Below are 18,840 nucleotides of genomic sequence, written 5' to 3' on the forward strand. Positions count from 1 at the left end.
ACTTTTCTTTTTTAATGATGGGACATCCCTAAATACATCCCAATAAAATAAGGTATAAGCCAAATACACCACACAAAAATACTGAAACGATTAAAATGTGCTTTTGCAGTAGAAGAACCTTTCGTATAAGTCCAAATAGCCCACATCGCATGTACCAGCATCAGTAAAATGGCAATCACACCGGTCACCGTATGTATTTCATCATGAAGATGGGTCATATGCGCGATACTCTTCATTAATCCCGTTCCTACTGCATCACACACCAATCCGGAAAGAAAAAAGAGAATGTGCCAGAATTTCAATTTTCCCTGCACATGCTCTCCCCATACTCCAATAGTATAAAATATCAAAGCACCCGTTATCACACAAATGGCTGCTATCAAATAATGCATATCTACTTGGTCGAACTCCATAATCATAAATTTTATCAAAGAACAAACTGTCCGGTGAATAGTTCAATCCCAAAATGTAATCTCCACATTACAATAAGCGAACTCCCTCCCTCCTATTTTATTCTTTTCATAAAAAAGTAATAAAAGCCGATTTGCAAAAACCAATAAAACGAGTACCTTTGCGTGCAATTTGAGAATAGTGACTACGTATTTTTAATTATATTACTTAAAAAAGAGCTAATTATGACTTATTCACACGAAGTGGAACACATGTGTGTTGTAAAGAAGGGTCCTAACCACGGACCGGCTCCCATACCCGAAGAAGGAAAATGGGTAAAATCAAAAGAAATCGTTGATATTTCAGGTCTGACACATGGTGTTGGTTGGTGTGCTCCTCAGCAGGGTGCTTGTAAACTTACTCTGAACGTAAAAGAAGGTGTCATCCAGGAAGCTCTGGTTGAAACTATCGGATGTTCGGGTATGACTCACTCGGCTGCTATGGCTGCAGAAATTCTTCCGGGTAAAACAATCCTCGAAGCATTGAATACCGACCTTGTTTGCGACGCTATCAACACTGCTATGCGCGAACTTTTCTTACAGATTGTTTACGGACGTACTCAGTCGGCTTTCTCAGAAGGCGGTCTGATCATCGGTGCCGGTCTGGAAGATTTAGGTAAAGGTCTGCGTAGCCAAGTAGGTACACTGTACGGTACTTTAGCTAAAGGTCCTCGTTATCTTGAAATGGCAGAAGGCTATATCAAGAACATCTTCTTGGACAAAAACGATGAGATCTGCGGATACGAATTCGTACACATGGGTAAGTTCATGGACGAAATCAAAAAAGGAACCGATGCTAACGAAGCTTTGAAAAAAGTAACCGGCACATACGGACGCGTAACAGCAGAACAGGGAGCAGTTAAACATATTGATCCACGTCACGAATAATATAAGGAGGAAAAGAAACTATGATTAGAGAAGTAAAATTTGAAAGTCAAGACCGTCGTATCAAAGGTATCATCGAAGCTTTGAACGCTAACGGCATCAAAGACATCGAAGAAGCTAACGCAATCTGCGAAGCTGCCGGACTTGATCCTTATAAGACGTGTGAAGAAACTCAGCCTATCTGTTTTGAAAACGCAAAGTGGGCTTACGTAGTAGGTGTTGCTATTGCTCTCAAAAAAGGCTGTAAGAATGCTGCTGATGCTGCCGAAGCTATCGGTATCGGTCTTCAGGCATTCTGTATTCCGGGTTCAGTAGCCGACGACCGTAAGGTTGGTATCGGTCATGGCAACCTGGCTGCAATGTTGCTGCGTGAAGAAACTAAATGTTTCGCATTCTTAGCCGGTCACGAATCATTCGCTGCTGCCGAAGGTGCAATCAAAATCGCTGCTAAAGCAGACAAAGTACGTAAAGAGCCCTTGCGTTGTATCTTGAACGGTCTTGGAAAAGACGCTGCTCAGATCATCTCACGCATCAATGGCTTTACTTATGTTCAGACTCAATTCGATTATTACACAAGTGAACTGAAAGTAGTTCGCGAAATCGCTTACTCTGACGGTGAACGTGCAAAAGTAAAATGCTATGGTGCTGATGACGTTCGCGAAGGTGTAGCTATCATGTGGAAAGAAGGCGTAGATGTTTCCATTACCGGTAACTCTACTAACCCGACACGTTTCCAACACCCGGTTGCCGGTACATACAAGAAAGAACGCGTATTAGCTGGTAAGCCCTATTTCTCAGTAGCTTCCGGTGGTGGTACAGGTCGTACTCTTCACCCGGATAACATGGCTGCCGGACCTGCTTCATATGGTATGACCGACACTATGGGCCGTATGCACTCAGACGCTCAGTTCGCTGGTTCTTCATCAGTTCCTGCTCACGTGGAAATGATGGGATTCCTCGGCATCGGTAACAACCCGATGGTAGGATGTACAGTGGCTTGTGCTGTAGACGTGGCTACTGCTTTGAGCAAGTAATTTAAGTTACTTAATACAGATAAACTCCTGTAATCCTTATGGTTGCAGGAGTTTTTTATTTGTGGTAACTTGACTTAGATAACAGATTGAAGCACCTTGCATCACTCATTATTTGGAGTGAATGAATGGTGAATCAGTAAGGAGATAACAAGATAAATCCTGCTTTATTTAAGTCCAAACAACTCATGTAAAGAGTAGCCAATTACCCCTCAAATCAAGCCATAAACAGGTTACTTTTGCAGCCGATTTGCAGCCGAATTTGCCATTCTTAAAAAACGGCTGCAAGAATTGGCATAATCAACTATAATACAATGCGATACACTCCATATAACATTTAATTTAAAATGGAGAAACATTGTACAATGGTTTACTTTTCATTAAGAGAAAGTAAGCAAAACAAAAAAGGTCTATCACCTATTGAGGTTTCAATCACCACTAACGGAAAGAGAATCTACTTTAGTACAGGTAAACACGTACCTGCTGCTGACTGGAACAAAGAGAAGCAAGCTGTAAAAGGCAAGAGTGAAGAAGCGCAGCTAATCAACGGTTATCTGATTCAACTACGGAATAAGATATATCAAAAAGAAATTGAGCTACTCCAAAAGGGGTATCTTATCACTGCTGAACTATTAAAAGAAGCTATCACAGATAAGGTGGAAGCTCTGAACGAGAAGACTTTATTGGATGTTCTGAACGAACATAATACAGAGCGCAAAGCAATGGTAGGTAAAACTGTTGCCCCTGCCACTTATTGGGTGTTTGAATATACAGGCAGATTATTCAAAGAGTTTATTCAGAAGAAATATGAGCGTAAGGACTTATATTTAAGAGAGATAAACTTGGGCTTCATTCAAGGATTCCATGCTTTCCTTTTAGGAGAGAAGAAGATGGGACAAAACTCCTGCACCAAACATTTAAAGTTCTTAAAGAAGTTGCTAAATTTAGCTGTCGCCAACTCTTATATATCCTACAATCCTGTAAATGCTTATAAAGTAGAACGCGAACCCGTAGAAGTGGATTTCTTGGATGAAGAAGAATTGAGGAAGATTATCAACTTTGATACTCCCCTACCAAGATTGGAACGAGCTAAAGATATGTTTCTCTTTGGGTGCTTCACAGGGCTTAGCTACATTGACATTAAGACCTTGACACCAGAACACTTTGAGAAAGATAACACTGGCAGAATATGGATTAAGAAACGTAGGGTTAAGACAGGGGTTCTATCACGCATTCCCCTACTCCCCATCGCCAAACTGATATTGGATAAGTACAAAGGTGGAGAGAAATTACTCCCTATTCAAGACCCTGCGGACATCAACAAATATCTAAAGGATATAGCTATACTTTGTGGAATTAATAAACGAATTTGCTTCCACACAAGTAGGCACACCTTTGCAAGTACAATTACTTTAGCCAATAACATATCGCTGGAAGTTGTTTCTAAGATGTTAGGACATACCAATACACGAATGACTGCCCACTATGCAAAGCTGATAGACAAGTGCATAGGTGAGCAGATGGATAAACTCATGGATACGTTTACAGGAGCTTCTGATTACTAAAGCATATCCTATCCACAAATTCCTCACTTGTAGCAATGCAGGTGGGGATTATTTTTTAATTTTGCCTTAAACTAATAATTATGGAGAAGCTAAAGGAAGATTACATAAGCATTGATACTCGTTTGGAATACATGGAAGCCATAGCCGTTAAATATGTTCCAGACGTAGATATAGACCCAGCCACAGGAGAAAGATACGTCTGCGGCACTACCGCCTTACCCCTATTCATAAGAAGATACAATCAGAATGAACTATATGGTAATTTCACATACGAAGATTATATAGCCAATGAGGACATACAGAATACATTGAAAGGTTTGGGAGTTGATATAGATAAGTTCTGGTTTCTACTTCTGTTCATCTTTGACTATACTTGTGGAACGTGCTTGGACGGAATGAAAGCTACAGGCATTGGAATAGAACAACTCATCAAATTCGCCAAAGCCATAGCTGACAACCATAAGGAGATTAACCAATTTGGAGTAAGTTTTAAAAAGCCTATTACCGTCTCTGTAAAGATTGAAGGCAAGCATCAGATAGTAATTGACAATGCCAATGCAATAGGTTACTTGGCTACTATCATTGCCAACAACCTAAAAGAGATAGAGGAACATCCTTGGATGCAGAACCAACAAGTCAGCATAAGCACCCATGCAGAAGAAAAGGAATCCGTTCAGATATGGCTGTTCTATAAGATGTTCAATGACTTCTTCAATTTAGAGCCATATAATAAGCTGTTTAATGTCAGACAGAAGAAAGGAAGCACCATATCACTTAGTAAGACATTGCTCATATCAAGGCTTATCTACTTCACTAAGCTATCTAAACATAGTAAATTCTCAGATGATGAAGATGTCCTAAAAGGTTACATCAAGCAATATAAAGACAAGAGAATTGATACTGCGAACAGCATATACTTCTAATAAACTTCTGATAATTAATACAGTCCTGCTCCGTACCATTAAGAGGGTACATAAGAGCAGGACTTTTTTTCTCTCTTTTAATCCTGCCATTATATCCCATCTTTGCAGCGTCAAAACGATAGCGGACGAGCTGACAATTAAGAGGGGAAGTAAAACCACCCATTAATTTCTCTCTTTTAATCAGCCCAGAAGCAAGTAGTTTTGCAGCGTAATCAGAAAGCCAAGTGCGCATAGGTTGGACGGTTACAAAGAACTTAATTTGATAATTAAAAACAAGATGACAATGAAAACAATGACTAAGACAGCAGGAAAGACTGCAACCAGCAAATCAGTAGCTAATGCTAAAGCAGGAAAGGCAGTGCGCACTCTCAGCTTACAACAACAGTTGATTAAAGCTGAAAGAGATTTGAAGAACATAGTTAACAGACAGTTGGGAGAAACCGTTCTACACGCCCAAGAGTTAATTGTGAAACAATTAAAGCAGGCTATTGAAGAGAAGAATAGTAAAGCCCTCACACTTAAAGACGAACCTATTACATTCCAATTAACTAAAACTGAGGAGAAGGTCTCTAAGAAGATTGCCTTTGTAAAACATAACAGAAGCATTGATTCAAAGAAAGTAGATACGTTCATTGCTATTATTGACAATGGCAAATATGAAGAAGCCTATCCCATCATCGTGATAGAAGCTTCAAAACTAATAAAGGCAGGATATGTCGTAACAGATGTAAACGGTAGAGTTCTGACAGAAGAAGAGGCAGAAGGCTACTTTGTAATCTTGGACGGTCAACACAGAAGCACAGCATTTGCCAAACTAAACTCTGTCAAAGGTAATATGACTATCCCCAATGTCTTTGTTAAGGATATTAAGGATATAGGAACTTATTTGGAAGAAATCAACAGAGTTGGTAATTGGGATATGAAAGCCAAGATAGGGGTTGCTGCCTTGACATCCAAAGATGAACTCTTTGAGAATATGGCTGAACTAATCCAACAGGGATTCAATCCTACGACAGCAGGTCTGATTTATACCAAGAAGAACATTCCAGAGAAGATATTGAACAAGGTTTTAAGAAGAGAAGAATACAATCTACCAAAAGATGCCATAGTTGACATCAAGAGAGGTAACGATTTTATAACTCTATGCAAAGCTGCCAAAATCAGCGTCACATTTCTCACTAAACGTTACTTCATTAAAGGATTTAACAGTTATGCTAAAGTACATGGCGAAGAACAAGCATTCAAGGCTTTGGATAAGCTAAAACAATTAGAACTTAATGATGACAAACTAAAGAAAATAAAGGAAGATGATGATTTTCAAGCAATGCTACAAAATGCTTTAGAAGCATAATACATACTACGGAGCAAAGCCCATGTGACAGGTGGGCTTGTTCTCCCCAAGTTCTTAGAAATTCTGAATAGTCTAAAGTCTGATTACTAAATGTGTGGTCTTATCATTAGTTTCTCACTTATGGAGTTACTATCTTTACAGTACTACAAGCAGATAATCCCACCACATAGATTGACGGACTTACAAACTATTCAGAATATCTAAAATGGAAGAATTTACTTATGAGCAGATAAGAGTTAAGGCTCTTAAACAGGGAGTAAAAGATAACAAGGTTCACATTGGATTGTGGGCTAATCTTAATAACTATCTAAAGACAAGGAGAAAGAAGAATGGAAAGGTTGCTACCTATTATATCTCATTGCAGAAGTTGGCTTATTAATTCACTGATATTTAAACTGATATGATAATTCATCTGCCAACAGGAAAGAAGTTTCACAACAGAAAGGAAGCCAAGATATACTTTGGAACTGCCTACTATTACAGGATGGAACGAGAGAAGAAAGATTTAATGTTTACCAATACTATTCAATCAGCTACTAATGAATATGAAGATACCTCAAAGATACCTGCAAAACAGGACAAGTAACATTAGGCAGGATTATGCTACCATTAACAAGTCTATTGTAGATAAACTCAATCCACCCAATTTGTACAGGTTCTTCTGTCTGTCCTTATATAGAAACGACTATTATAAGGTCAGATGGAGAATCAAAGACTTAGCCAAACGAACTGGAGAGAAAGAGGACGCATTAAAGAACTTCAATAAGGATATAGAGGCAGTGCTGATTAGAAAGAGATATAGGGAAGCTATCAACCATCCTCTTATAGAATTTGTAATGAGGAGCATTTACTGCATTCCACCCATTGAACATCCCAACTTCATAACACTGTCCTACCTCTTTATGACAGTGGATTTGAATATTAAAGTGAAAGGATATTATATCAAGCTCCTATTAATAGCAGAGAACAACAAGATACTGCTTACTCCTAATAAGTTGGCTGACAAATTGGGAATGGGTAAGAAGAATGTAGAGAGTTACAATCTGGAATTATATAGTGCAGGTTTGTTAAGATATATACCCAAAGGGATAGAGCTTACTCCCAATGAACTATTATTAGACAACAACATAGCCAAACAGCGCAAGGAGTGGAATCCAACCAACTCAAAAAACGTGGTTAAGATAGCTTTCAAGTCCAAATAACAGGCAAGTAGGATTTTTCGTACTGTTTATTAATATATTAAGAGATAGTACGAATAATCCCCACTCTGTCTTATTCTGACTTTAGAAGCATCTAAAGTTGAATTTCTACGATAAGGGTAAGCAGCCCTTATGAATGCTACTTCGTAATGACAATTTTAAACCATCAGAGTAATGCACAAGACACCCCTACCCACATAAACACCCCCTCATAGCTCTTAAATAAAAAGAATGCTTTAGAAATGCAGTCTGATAGTTGGCAGGAATAAGCATTCTTATTAATCCAAGAGCAGGCACGATGCACTATTGCCATAGCTAACCAATAATTTACTAATGCTCCTCATTTCCTTTGAAAGAATCTTTAGGGAAAGACATAGGACAGCCTAAGATACAAGCGAAGAAATTCACTTGTGTTTTAGGTTTGTTCCTATTAAATCCATTCAATCAATAACCATTTAATTCAATTTCATTATGAGAGATTTAGTAATTATGCCAGCTATGGCACAGCGTAGAGAATCATTAAACATGGGTGAGTTTGCAGAAGAAGCAATCATTGTGGAAGAAGTAGCAGCACCCAAGAGAGTAAACCATTTCATTGAAGCCAACACGCAGGAAGTAACCTTACAGCACTTACAGCAAGACTGCATCATTCCAAGTTTTGCATCAATGGAGGAAACCATAAGCCACCAATCCTTTATAGGTGCAGTAGTAGATGCAGCTAAGGATTACTTTCATGGAGAACAGTTTGATATGCCAGAGATTAGAATCTCACACCCTATCAATGGCAGAATACCAAGTGCATTAGGTAAGAAAGCATCTGAATTGACAGACGAAGAGAAAACTTTGTTCTATCAGAGAATGTGTTTCTGTTTTGAAATTCCATCCATTGTACATGATGAATACGGTAATCGTTTAGCGTTATCCATTGGTGGAGTGAGAGCATATAACGAGATTAACCTATACAGTAAGAAGTCTGTTGAGAGATTTAAAATCTTCATAGGCTTTCGTAATCGTGTGTGCTCAAATTTAATGCTTACTACTGACGGCTTGCAGGATAAGATAGAAGTCCTAAGCGTACAGGAACTATATGCAGCAGCATTGAATCTGTTCCATGCTTACAACCCATCCAAAGACCTGCATCTGTTAAGGACACTTGGGCAGATGTCAATCTCAACGAGTGAGTTCTGCCAGATAATAGGCAGGATGAGATTATATCAAGCTCTTACACCCAACCAACAGAAACGCTTACCTCGTCTATTGTTGGGAGACAGTCAAATTAATGCAGCTTGTAGAGCATTCGTTTCTGATGTGAATTTCAAGAGTACTGGGGACAGCATTACAGGCTGGCAGCTCTTAAACCTGCTCAATGGTTCTGTAAAGTCAAGTTACATTGATAACTTCTTGGAGAGGAATCTTAACTGTACAGAGTTTGTACAAGGCATTCAACGTGCCAAATTAGGAGATAGTGAATACGCTTGGTTCTTGGGCTGAGTGGATTGTTGATTGAGAGAGGAAGGGACATCATTAAGTTGGTGTCCTTTCTTTATTTCTACCAACTTATTAAACATTGTACATTATGGATATAGATTATACTGTGGGTGAAGTGGAACTGTCCTACAAACCAAAATTTAAAAGTCTGCATCAAGTAACTTGTTCAGAGGATGCTTATAAATACTTGCTTCCTACCTATAAGGAGGGTACAATCTGTTACAAAGAATACTTCAAAGTACTGTTTCTTAACCAAGCCAAGCAAGTTTTAGGTTACACTCTTATATCAGAGGGTGGAATTACTGAAACTTGTGCTGATGTAAGAGTAATTCTACAAGCTGCATTGCTCACCAATTCAGTAGCCATTATCCTTGCACATAATCATCCAAGCGGTAATCTGAAACCAAGCAGGCAGGATATGGAGATTACTAAGCAGGTCAAGAATGCAGCCCAACTTATGAGGATTACAGTTTTAGACCACCTCATATTAACAGATGCAGGATATTACAGCTTCTCTGACGAGGGAGAATTATAATAAGGTAAATGGCACTCAATTTTTAAGTTGGGTGTCCTTATCATATTCACTTTGATAATTAGTGAATGTTCCTTTAGTAATCAGTGAGTTAGTAAATCCAACTCAGAATTAATATTCACTTCTATTCATTTCATTATAAAACAGAACATTATGTCACTTAAATATTCAAGCACAACGGCAGACTATCTTGTTTGGTCTGATGCAATGAACCTCATAAGGAAGTTAGCCAAAGACGAGAATTATAAAATCTCACTCCTTATAGCTTTAGGATGCTTCACAGGATTAAGAATATCTGATATTCTATCTCTAAGATGGAAGCAGATATTAGATACTGACGAGTTTACAGTAATTGAACAAAAGACAGGCAAGGTAAGGACTATCAGACTAAACCCACAATTACAACATCATATTAAAGAGTGCTACGAGCATATAAATCCAGTTGGAATCAATGCGCCAATCCTTATCAGTCAGAAAGGCACTATCTTCACAATTCAGAGAATCAATATCATTCTTAAAGAGGTGAAGAAGAAGTACAGGCTAAAGATTAAGAACTTTAGCTGCCATTCTCTTAGAAAGACTTTTGGTAGACAGGTCTATAACATGAACAGTGATAATGCTGAACTTGCTTTAGTAAAGCTGATGGAACTGTTCAACCATAGTTCTGTTGCCATTACTAAAAGATACTTGGGATTAAGGCAGGAAGAAATCTTACAGACTTATGACTGTTTGAGCTTCTAATTGATTGGGACAGGATTATTAAGATACATCTTTATAGTGGTCTGAATGGTTCTGTCCCAAATCAATGAAATATTGAGCTTAGATACATCTAAAGCCCAATCTTGACAGTTTGGCATTTCAGCCTTATAGAAGTAATGCAATTCCATTAGTTTACAGAGTTTATAACTATCTCAACTCTTATTAATCATGTTACAGGTAGCACTTCTTGAATATCCAACAATATGCTGACCTAAAGATAATAATTCAAGGTAGGTAAGAATATTCAGAATTTAGTCCTTATATGGGGAGAAGTGAATTTGATACCCACATGGATTTAGAGAGTTCAGATGCAATTCTGCTTAAATATCTTATTCAGACTATGTTTGAGGGCATAGAATTTACTATTAATCCACACTTCATGCCTATTAATTTAGAACCTTTCATTATCTTTGCATCAATTCCAATGAACTAATGCGTTAGGGAGTTGGAAGGACATAGTTAACGAAAGGTGTTATTGAAATTATCTTCTACTGACAAATTCTCGCAAAATTTGAAATGGAGTGAAGATGATAGCAGTAGCACCCACACTTGGATATATACCTACCTCATAGTTGCGAGGTTTCTATATGCCCTTTGGTGTGGGTCGCTATTGTTTTATCTACTCCAAAGGCAATGCGAGAAGCCCGTCAGTAAGATAAAGCAAATAGTGTTCCCACATCTTTTTTATTTATGCTCATCTTTGGGAACAGATGAGCGCAAATATCCTAATTATGACTAAAATGCAATATAATGGGGAAGACCCCAAATTATCAGAATTCTTTGTTATCCTTATAGTTCTGGTAGTAATTGGAATAGCAGCATGGCTGTTCTCTTAATAATTGAAAGGCATACTATGAATAATATATTTGCCAGACTATTCTGTTCTAAGAATCATTCAACAAGTGATGAAGCATACAATATTGTTGAGAGCATGGCTAAAGCAAAACCGCTATACAAAGAGCTTATCAAACAAGCTCACCCAGACAAACACCCCAACAATAAAGATGTAGCAGAGGAACTAACAGCAATGATTAATAACAACAGATTCAATTACAGAGAACTCTTAAAGATTAAGGATTTAGTAAATGATAAATTAGTGTAATATGAATATTGTCGATTTCTTTAAAAACTTACTCAATTCTTTAGTAGGTACTTCATTGGAGCGAATGAAGTTGATAAATACGATGAATCAAACTTTCAAAGACAGCTATTGTTCTGGTGCGTTAGATAGATTCTGCAAAGTCTCTATAACAGTTGGAGATACAAACTATGCGCATGAAATGAGTGCATTCTTTTTAAGAAGTGGGTTTAAAATCTCCATAGAGAACGATAATAATATAAAGGATTCTGAATTTAGAGATATATCTCAATACATATTATCAAACAAACCTTTCATAAGACAACTGATGACTTTAGGATTTGATACTCTTATCGTAACAGGTAAAACTTCAAGAAAGGGAATGCAATATTGTTTAAAAAGTTATACGCAATTAGGAGGTTTCTCATTAGAATAAATCATCATGTGGCATTCAGTTATAGACATTTACTCAATACATATCAGCAGACTATATGGCAGTTTGCATAATAAAGAACTTATTCAAGGATTAATAGCACAAACATTTACTATTGAGAGAAAAGATATTAGTAAATGGTACTCACCTCATAACAATATGCAGGAAACTCAAAGATTACACCTTGAACATAAGTTGCTTTTTACTAATGGAAAGATTGCGAGTTGTGACACAATAAGCTATCTAAATGGATTTCAATCAAGACTTTACACAAGAACATTTGAAGGCAGCAAAGTACATATTAAAGAATATATGCTTAAAGGATATATGAATCCACAGCCAGCTCCAACTCATGAAGGTTCTACTATTGAGAATATAACTCGTTATATTAAAGACACAGAAAAGGAAGGACAGTTAGCAGGCAGAACAATAGTATCTGATTGGGATGATAACGGTGTAAAGAAACAAGCTATCGTTAAATATAATCATTTAGGACATATAATCTTATATGACTCTTGGTGGAATGGCAAGAGAATAAAGAAAGAGTTTGAATATCAATACGACAATCATAATAATTGGGTAGAATGTAAAGAATATCATGATGGCAACTACGTGAACTTACATTTATGTCAATATAAGTACAAATGAGAGCGATTGAGAGAAAAGTTTACATATTACTAACTAAAGAACAATTTAATAATGAAAACTTTAAGATTAATTGGAATGACCTTGTTAATGGTCATGTTGGCTGTAAACTTTACAGCTTGTAGCGATGATGAAGAAGAACAGACAATCATTGACCAAGCCAACCTTATAGGTAAATGGCAGTCCACTTGGGAGAAGGTTCACAAAGTGGAGAATGGCAAGGAAGTTGTCACCTCTGATGAAGCCTACACCAATGGCTTATGGGAGTTCAAAGCTGACGGTACTTGCACAGAAGGCTATGCGGACGGTGGATATACAGAAACAAGTCGCTGGTCTTTGAAAGGCAATAAGCTGACTATCTCTTACGATGACGGTTATTCGGATGTCCTTACTATCAATGAGCTTACAGCTAATAAATTGGTTCTCGCCTTTGAGGATTGGGATAATACGGATGACGGTGGTTTAGAGTTAGACGATATTACTACGACCACCTACAAGAAGATTAACTAATTGCCAAACTAATTTAAGGCAGGGCAGCATTTGAGGGAACTCTTATGCTGCTTCTCTTTTATAGAATGTTCCACAACACCCCATTCGCAAGAATATAACAACCAAAGCATTGCTATTAAAAGAGGAATGATTACCTTTGTCTTAAACTCATAATCAAACAAATTATGGAATACATCAACGAATTTCACAAAGAATGGATAGAACGCACTCGTCAATCAATAGCCTCTTGGAGCAAGCGACCTGCATCGCCAGAAGAAGTAAGGAAGCAGCAGGAGAAACTGAATCAACAGAGGGCTATAAGAGAAGACAAACAGAAGAACTGATAAAGTTTGCCAATGACAATGGTCTATGGATTGACTTATCACACCTCAATATTACTTATATGGATAGAGGTGGTGAGAATGAAGTGTTCCATGATGGTAATGTGTCTGTTGTAAAATTAAATAACTTTGAGTACGCAGGGGATGATTTAGAGAACTTCTTCATCCGCATTGCTGCACATAACAAGTTCTTTGGCAATGTGCCTTATCAAATGATAGGCTTCGCTTATAACAGTCAGCAAGAATTTTGCGCAGTTCTCGTACAACCTTATATATTAGCTGAACGAGAAGCTACGGAAGACGAGATAGCTGCTTATATGCAAGCATTAGGCTTTGAAATGGACTATTACGACGAATACCATAATTCGGATTATGAAGTGTTTGATGCAGTTCCCAATAATGTACTTTATGGCATAGACGGAGATTTATACTTCATTGACACGCAAATTAGATTACGGTCTTAACTCCATTTGGAGTACTCTCATCTAAAGGGTAACGCATAGGCATTTGCCCATGATGCAGCCCTTTTTGATAATTCGTTCTTTTATTTACTAACAAGGAGTTTACCCATTGCTATTATAGCATTGATTAATAACAGCTTGCAAATACTTACAGGGATGCTGTGTCGCTGCTTCTTATGGTATGACCGACACGATGGGACGTATGCACTCAGATGCTCAGTTCGCCGGTTCTTCATCCGTTCCCGCTCACGTAGAAATGATGGGATTCCTGGGAATTGGTAACAATCCTATGGTAGGTTGTACAGTGGCTTGTGCGGTTGACGTTGCTCAGGCTTTGAGCAAGTAATTATCTGATATACAGATTATATATGAAGAGCTTTCTTTTTCGGAAGGCTCTTCTTTTTTATATAACTATACTCTATCCTGTTCCCTATTTATTTGTACCTACTCTCCTATTCTATCATCGTCCAACCAACTGTGACGGTATCGTATGTTATACTCTATAAGTTCTCTGTAAATCGCCACATTCTTGGTAATTCTATGACGTATCTGTGACGGACTTTTTATACCGTCACAAGAAATCAATAGTCTATAAACTACTAATTATCAACGCTGTTTTCAATTAGCCACTCATCATATTCACACCTCCTATTATTTTTCTGTGACCGTTTTTAATTTCATATACCTCCCTCCTTGAAGTAACTATAATTTAGTTCTTACTTGTATAAAAAGTATCTTTTGTGCAAACATACTTTCCCTCCTTGGTTTCTTTATATTGAATCCAAAGTTTCTTAACAATGTCACTACAGGGGTCTACAACTTCAAACCAAACATTATACTTCACATCAACGGAAACCGAAGTTGTATAATTTACAATTTTATACCTCTTTTTCTGAATCGTTCCATTGACATAACAAGCAACTTCTTTCTGTTTAACTCTTTCTAATGCAAGGTTAATAACTTGCTGTGGAACTTTAGGAGTAAAATCTAAAACCGTTTTCTTTTGTGAAGATTGTGCCATTACCTCACTAACCGTAAAAGAAAAAAGGCAAATCAATAAATAATATTTTTCATCATATCTTATTTGTTATTATCATCTTAGAATATTGTAAGCATAATGCCAATCTATAAGACTAGCACTATGCTTTTAAATTCTATTATTGTTTAGTAAAGGTTTCTGTATGCCCTCCTTCTTCGATTAACTTCAAACTGTTATCAGAAATTTCAACTGTATAAGTTTCAGGGTCATCATCTCCCCAATCAAGAACCAACTTAGTACTACCGTCAAATGTATAAGAAAATGATTCTGTATTAGACTCATCATCATACACATCATAAGATTCCCAAGTTCCTTTACCGTCTGATTTAAAAGTAACAATTTCTTTGTTTCCACCTCCCCACGTATAAGACCAAACACCTACTAACGGATTTTCATCATCGTCGTCACTACAAGAAGTAAAACCTGCACATAAAGCAATAACCAATAAAGTCGCAAAAAATCTAAATGTTTTCATATTCTGTAAATAATCTTTTTCGTTAATAATTTAATTTGTAGTATAAGCTGCTCAAAAAATGAGTTGGCTACTTAAAAGATAGTAGCAAAAGTTGTTTCTTAATGTCTGATTCGTAGTCCTATATCGTTTTATGTATCCTGTTCCCTTTGGATATATTATACAATGAAAAAAGCGTGGGAACTTGAATATCACAGTTCAGAGGTATCGCCAAACACCCACAACTCAATGATAAACAAGCCCACGCCAAACGATATATAGACTATCTTAACAAGATAGGTATATAACATTGACGTGAGCGTTCTTGCCTATCACCTTGAGTTGTTCATTAAATTGGCGATTTTCTGAACAAGGTAATATCTTAAACGCTCTTCGTTAACTAATATGTCCTTTCAGTCCCAACACATTAGGTATCTGAAATTGCCACAAAGTTACGAAAAGCGTTTGTAATAGCAAGAACTATTGTTTATTAAAAGTTGAGAGCAATCTCTGCTTTGTAAATCTATGGTAGTGGAAAAATTCAAGACTGCCCATATAAAAACTATATTTCTGAAATTTTCCACCCCACCGATATTTTATGCTTATGGCTTTATAAACTGATTTTTTATCCGTTGAACGGTGGAAATACCAATACTTTGTAGCTTAGCTATATTTCTGATTGAATAACCTTTTCTTAGTAAAGTTATGACTTCTTTATATTCTTCTTTCTTCTTATCATCCGTTTTGGTTGAACCTGCCTTTCTGCCAAGTTTTCCACCTTTAGCAATATAATTCGCTCTACCACTATTCAAACGATATTGGATGTTGCTTCTTTCGATATTTGCCATTTCTGCAAGTACTGTCACCATGATAGAAGCTATTGTATTAACTTCCCCATTTGGTTGCAAAGTATATAAGCCCAAGTACTGTATGTAAACCGATACTTTCGATTCATGCAATATATCTAAAGAGCGAAGAAGCTGTAATGTGCTTCTTCCTAGTCTTGACAATTCAGACAAAAGTAGAATATTCACAGATTCACGTTTACAGTATTCCAGACATTCTCCTAAAATCTGTCTTTTCTCTATCTTCTTTGCACCTGAAATATGCTCTTGGAATATATTCACAATTTCTATATCCTGTGAGATAGCATATTTCTTTAAATCCTCTATTTGTCTGCTCGTGTCCTGTCTGTCATTACTTGACGAAACACGAGCATATATTACGGCTGTTTTCATTTTATTCTTTAATTAAATTGATAACACGAAAAGATGTATTCAAAACAGTCTATCAGATTAATTTGAACACATCCTTGATTTGAACACAAAAAGAGGATACCACCTTTTCTCAGTGATACCCTCTTCGGTGTATATCTTTTTCTTATGGTAGTTTTTTTTGTTCTGACAGTGGTAATACTTGATAAAGTCTTAGCCGACCTATTAATTGACAATACTGTTGAATTGTTAATCTAGTGCGTCCTATATTCTCTAAAAGTCTTAGATTTACTTCTGATTCAAAAGACGTGAATAGTTTTATTGCCGATTGGTATATATCCAAATCAGACATAGCTTCCAGTTTCTCTTTTAATCCATCACAAGTTAGCATGAGATTTGAACAAACCTTTAATCGGTAGCCGATGAATATTTTAAATTTCTCCGGACTTTTCCTTGAATAAAGATTTTCTTCGTGATAACTGCGTACACCGCCTATACAAAGATATACTTCTTCTCCATTGAGTGTTTTACTTATGGATTTAATCTCAAAGCAAAATGCCATTCTTTGATAAAACAAAGTCTTTTCATCTTCTCTGAGTTCGCTTGCTTTTTTATGGAGAGCAGTCGGAATTCTGCCAATAACCAGATCAGACCAGTTTCAATCTTCTCAAATTTGGTCATAATTATTCTTCTGTTTTAAATCCTACGGGATTTGGTTTCTGTTGAGTTCTCCTTTTAATAAAGGATTCTATGTAATCAAACGCTTCCAAAAGATGCGCTATGATTCCTATAAACTTTACTACTTCAATAATCAATTTTAATTTTTTCATTTCTATTTTCCCCTTATTTTTTAATTGTTAATAATTTATTGTTTCTATTTATTTCATTAATAAGGCGATCAGAGGAGTATGGGAGGTGAGGTAAACAGGTGAGCAGTGAGAAGAAAAAAAATAAAGAGAGCCTTTAGCTCCCTGATTGAGAAAGAATATAAATACGAGAAAATCCCCACTTCCAGTGATTATATCTAATGTATAATCTAACTAAAAACAGGGATTTGGTCTCTCGGTAGCTGATTCGGAAACTACCGTTTTATTTAATCTTATTTTTATCTATTATTCTTCATATATAAGGATTTGGAGGCTTTGTAGGAGTGTTTTTTGAGTAAAGTTCATAATATGTATCAACTTATCAATAAAATAGTTGTTTAATATTCACATATTAACTACATTTGCATAAACTCATACTCATAACAAAAGATGGAATACATCAACAAATTTCATAAAGAATGGATAGAGCGTACCCGCCAATCAATAGCCTCTTGGAGCAAGCAGCCTCTATCATTAGAAGAAAAAAGGAAGCAGCAGGAACGCTTGAACCAACAGAAAGTTATAAGAGAGGGCAAATCGAAGAACTGATTTCATTTGCCAATTCTAATAACTTATGGATTTCTCTCTCTGAACTGAACATAGAATTCTTAAGTAAGGGAGGAGAAAATGAAGTTTATACAGGGGACAAAGACAATATTGTTGTCAAGCTAAACAATTTTGAATACGCAGGCGATGATTTAGGAAATTTCTTCATTCGTATTTCTGCACATAATAAGTTCTTCAGTAATGTTCCCTATCACATGATTGGCTTTGCCTATAACAGTCAACATGAATTTTGTGCAGTTCTTATACAGCCCTATATCTTAGCTGAACGTGAAGCTACAGAAAGTGAAATTGCTTAATACATGGAAGCACTTGGTTTCGAGATGGACTACATAGATGAATTCCATAATGAACAATACGAAATCTTTGATGCTGTTCCTAACAATGTACTCTATGGGATTGATAATGATTTATATTTTATTGATACACAAATAAGAAGGAAAGAAAAATAAAACCACTATCTTTACACAGTGATAAAGGGTATAAATAAGTTCTTTATGACTTATTCACGACCAATTATTCAAAATACAGAGATTTGTAATCTGGAGCGTTCTTTTAAGTACTTAAATATTTATCTGTAAAATAAGCATTTAGAATAATGTTTGATTGTTTTACGGGGATACAGTGTCGCTGCTTCATATGGTATGACGGACACGATGGGACGTATGCACTCAGATGCTCAGTTCGCCGGTTCTTCATCCGTTCCCGCTCACGTAGAAATGATGGGATTCTTGGGAATTGGTAACAATCCTATGGTAGGTTGTACAGTGGCTTGTGCGGTTGACATAGCTCAGGCTTTAGCTAAGTAATTTAACTATTACAATATAATAAATCCCTGTAACTGATAATGTTATGGGGATTTTCATTATATATACTGCATGAACAGATAGTATTTCTTCATAACTTCTCGCTTACTATTCTCTCATAATCGGCCGTGATTAAATGACGAAATTGGAATGAATCATAGCACAAATTGAAATTGTTTATCTAAGGTTAAGCGTGACTTATTGTGATCATTCCACCAAATCTTAATAAGAACACTTATTCAACAGATCTGTAATGTCAAAAAATTAAAAG

21 protein-coding genes and 3 pseudogenes are annotated in these 18,840 nt (G+C 36.6%); 18 read left to right on the top strand and 6 right to left on the bottom strand.

Annotation, left to right across the window (positions count from 1 at the left end; all coding sequences use genetic code 11):
• Window positions 1–11: 11 nt before the first annotated feature.
• On the bottom strand, window positions 12–413 hold the full coding sequence (locus HMPREF1532_RS01525; protein WP_005923883.1) for an HsmA family protein: 402 nt from the start codon (window positions 411–413) through the stop codon (window positions 12–14).
• A gap of 222 nt (window positions 414–635) precedes the next feature.
• On the opposite strand from HMPREF1532_RS01525, the gene HMPREF1532_RS01530 reads away from it, so the two are divergent.
• The 16 genes and pseudogenes from HMPREF1532_RS01530 to HMPREF1532_RS20685 all read left to right on the top strand — a co-directional run.
• On the top strand, window positions 636–1,337 hold the full coding sequence (locus tag HMPREF1532_RS01530; RefSeq protein WP_002561828.1) for an iron-sulfur cluster assembly scaffold protein: 702 nt from the start codon (window positions 636–638) through the stop codon (window positions 1,335–1,337).
• Window positions 1,338–1,357: 20 nt separating this feature from the next.
• Window positions 1,358–2,368, top strand: coding sequence for a GGGtGRT protein (locus HMPREF1532_RS01535; RefSeq protein WP_005923886.1), 1,011 nt, complete (start codon window positions 1,358–1,360; stop codon window positions 2,366–2,368).
• A gap of 344 nt (window positions 2,369–2,712) precedes the next feature.
• Window positions 2,713–3,930: a site-specific integrase gene (locus HMPREF1532_RS01540; RefSeq protein WP_004310792.1), complete on the top strand. Its 1,218-nt coding sequence runs from the start codon at window positions 2,713–2,715 to the stop codon at window positions 3,928–3,930.
• Window positions 3,931–4,010: 80 nt separating this feature from the next.
• The gene (locus tag HMPREF1532_RS01545; RefSeq protein WP_004310791.1) at window positions 4,011–4,853 is read left to right on the top strand and encodes a hypothetical protein; all 843 of its coding nucleotides are present in this window, start codon (window positions 4,011–4,013) and stop codon (window positions 4,851–4,853) included.
• Window positions 4,854–5,136: 283 nt separating this feature from the next.
• The gene (locus HMPREF1532_RS01550) at window positions 5,137–6,204 is read left to right on the top strand and encodes a hypothetical protein (RefSeq protein WP_004310790.1); all 1,068 of its coding nucleotides are present in this window, start codon (window positions 5,137–5,139) and stop codon (window positions 6,202–6,204) included.
• 400 nt (window positions 6,205–6,604) lie between these two features.
• The gene (locus HMPREF1532_RS21665) at window positions 6,605–6,790 is read left to right on the top strand and encodes a hypothetical protein (RefSeq protein WP_004310789.1); all 186 of its coding nucleotides are present in this window, start codon (window positions 6,605–6,607) and stop codon (window positions 6,788–6,790) included.
• Window positions 6,750–7,406 carry a hypothetical protein gene (locus HMPREF1532_RS01555; protein ID WP_005923893.1) on the top strand — a complete coding sequence of 219 codons (657 nt, stop codon included), beginning with the start codon at window positions 6,750–6,752 and terminating at the stop codon, window positions 7,404–7,406. The genes HMPREF1532_RS21665 and HMPREF1532_RS01555 overlap by 41 nt, the downstream gene beginning before the upstream one ends.
• Before the next feature lie 468 nt (window positions 7,407–7,874).
• Window positions 7,875–8,894, top strand: a complete 1,020-nt coding sequence (locus HMPREF1532_RS01560; protein ID WP_004310787.1) for a DUF3871 family protein — start codon at window positions 7,875–7,877, stop codon at window positions 8,892–8,894.
• Between the two features lie 85 nt (window positions 8,895–8,979).
• Window positions 8,980–9,426: a JAB domain-containing protein gene (locus HMPREF1532_RS01565; RefSeq protein WP_004310786.1), complete on the top strand. Its 447-nt coding sequence runs from the start codon at window positions 8,980–8,982 to the stop codon at window positions 9,424–9,426.
• Window positions 9,427–9,576: 150 nt separating this feature from the next.
• Entirely contained in the window at window positions 9,577–10,164 is a 588-nt protein-coding gene (locus tag HMPREF1532_RS01570; protein ID WP_004310785.1) for a tyrosine-type recombinase/integrase, read from the top strand.
• An 871-nt stretch (window positions 10,165–11,035) separates the two neighbouring features.
• Window positions 11,036–11,284 carry a hypothetical protein gene (locus tag HMPREF1532_RS01575; protein WP_004310784.1) on the top strand — a complete coding sequence of 83 codons (249 nt, stop codon included), beginning with the start codon at window positions 11,036–11,038 and terminating at the stop codon, window positions 11,282–11,284.
• A gap of 1 nt (window position 11,285) precedes the next feature.
• Entirely contained in the window at window positions 11,286–11,696 is a 411-nt protein-coding gene (locus HMPREF1532_RS01580; protein ID WP_004310783.1) for a hypothetical protein, read from the top strand.
• 6 nt (window positions 11,697–11,702) lie between these two features.
• Window positions 11,703–12,341: a hypothetical protein gene (locus tag HMPREF1532_RS01585; protein WP_004310782.1), complete on the top strand. Its 639-nt coding sequence runs from the start codon at window positions 11,703–11,705 to the stop codon at window positions 12,339–12,341.
• A gap of 51 nt (window positions 12,342–12,392) precedes the next feature.
• On the top strand, window positions 12,393–12,848 hold the full coding sequence (locus HMPREF1532_RS01590) for a lipocalin-like domain-containing protein (protein ID WP_005923901.1): 456 nt from the start codon (window positions 12,393–12,395) through the stop codon (window positions 12,846–12,848).
• A 193-nt stretch (window positions 12,849–13,041) separates the two neighbouring features.
• Window positions 13,042–13,632 carry a putative polyvalent protein kinase domain-containing protein gene (locus HMPREF1532_RS01595; RefSeq protein ID WP_005832800.1) on the top strand — a complete coding sequence of 197 codons (591 nt, stop codon included), beginning with the start codon at window positions 13,042–13,044 and terminating at the stop codon, window positions 13,630–13,632.
• Between the two features lie 166 nt (window positions 13,633–13,798).
• Window positions 13,799–13,975: pseudogene (locus HMPREF1532_RS20685) on the top strand (GGGtGRT protein); the annotation flags it as partial.
• Window positions 13,976–14,338: 363 nt separating this feature from the next.
• Here the strand turns inward: HMPREF1532_RS20685 and HMPREF1532_RS01600 are convergent.
• From HMPREF1532_RS01600 to HMPREF1532_RS21455, 5 genes are all read right to left on the bottom strand, one after another.
• Complete coding sequence (locus HMPREF1532_RS01600) at window positions 14,339–14,650, bottom strand: hypothetical protein (RefSeq protein WP_005923904.1); 312 nt, start codon at window positions 14,648–14,650, stop codon at window positions 14,339–14,341.
• 136 nt (window positions 14,651–14,786) lie between these two features.
• A complete protein-coding gene (locus HMPREF1532_RS01605; RefSeq protein ID WP_005923906.1) occupies window positions 14,787–15,143 on the bottom strand; it encodes a lipocalin family protein in 357 nt (118 codons plus the stop codon).
• Between the two features lie 578 nt (window positions 15,144–15,721).
• Window positions 15,722–16,357: a recombinase family protein gene (locus HMPREF1532_RS01610; protein ID WP_005923908.1), complete on the bottom strand. Its 636-nt coding sequence runs from the start codon at window positions 16,355–16,357 to the stop codon at window positions 15,722–15,724.
• A 142-nt stretch (window positions 16,358–16,499) separates the two neighbouring features.
• On the bottom strand, window positions 16,500–16,979 hold the full coding sequence (locus HMPREF1532_RS01615) for a DUF3871 family protein (protein ID WP_044094474.1): 480 nt from the start codon (window positions 16,977–16,979) through the stop codon (window positions 16,500–16,502).
• A 37-nt stretch (window positions 16,980–17,016) separates the two neighbouring features.
• On the bottom strand, window positions 17,017–17,163 hold the full coding sequence (locus HMPREF1532_RS21455) for a hypothetical protein (RefSeq protein ID WP_005923914.1): 147 nt from the start codon (window positions 17,161–17,163) through the stop codon (window positions 17,017–17,019).
• A gap of 455 nt (window positions 17,164–17,618) precedes the next feature.
• Here HMPREF1532_RS21455 and HMPREF1532_RS01620 point away from each other — a divergent pair.
• A pseudogene (locus HMPREF1532_RS01620) lies at window positions 17,619–18,215 on the top strand (putative polyvalent protein kinase domain-containing protein).
• Window positions 18,216–18,395: 180 nt separating this feature from the next.
• Window positions 18,396–18,572: pseudogene (locus HMPREF1532_RS01625) on the top strand (GGGtGRT protein); the annotation flags it as partial.
• Between the last annotated feature and the right edge of the window lie 268 nt (window positions 18,573–18,840).

The organism is Bacteroides salyersiae WAL 10018 = DSM 18765 = JCM 12988 (genome assembly GCF_000381365.1).
In the GTDB taxonomy this organism is placed as follows: Bacteria; Bacteroidota; Bacteroidia; order Bacteroidales; family Bacteroidaceae; genus Bacteroides; species Bacteroides salyersiae.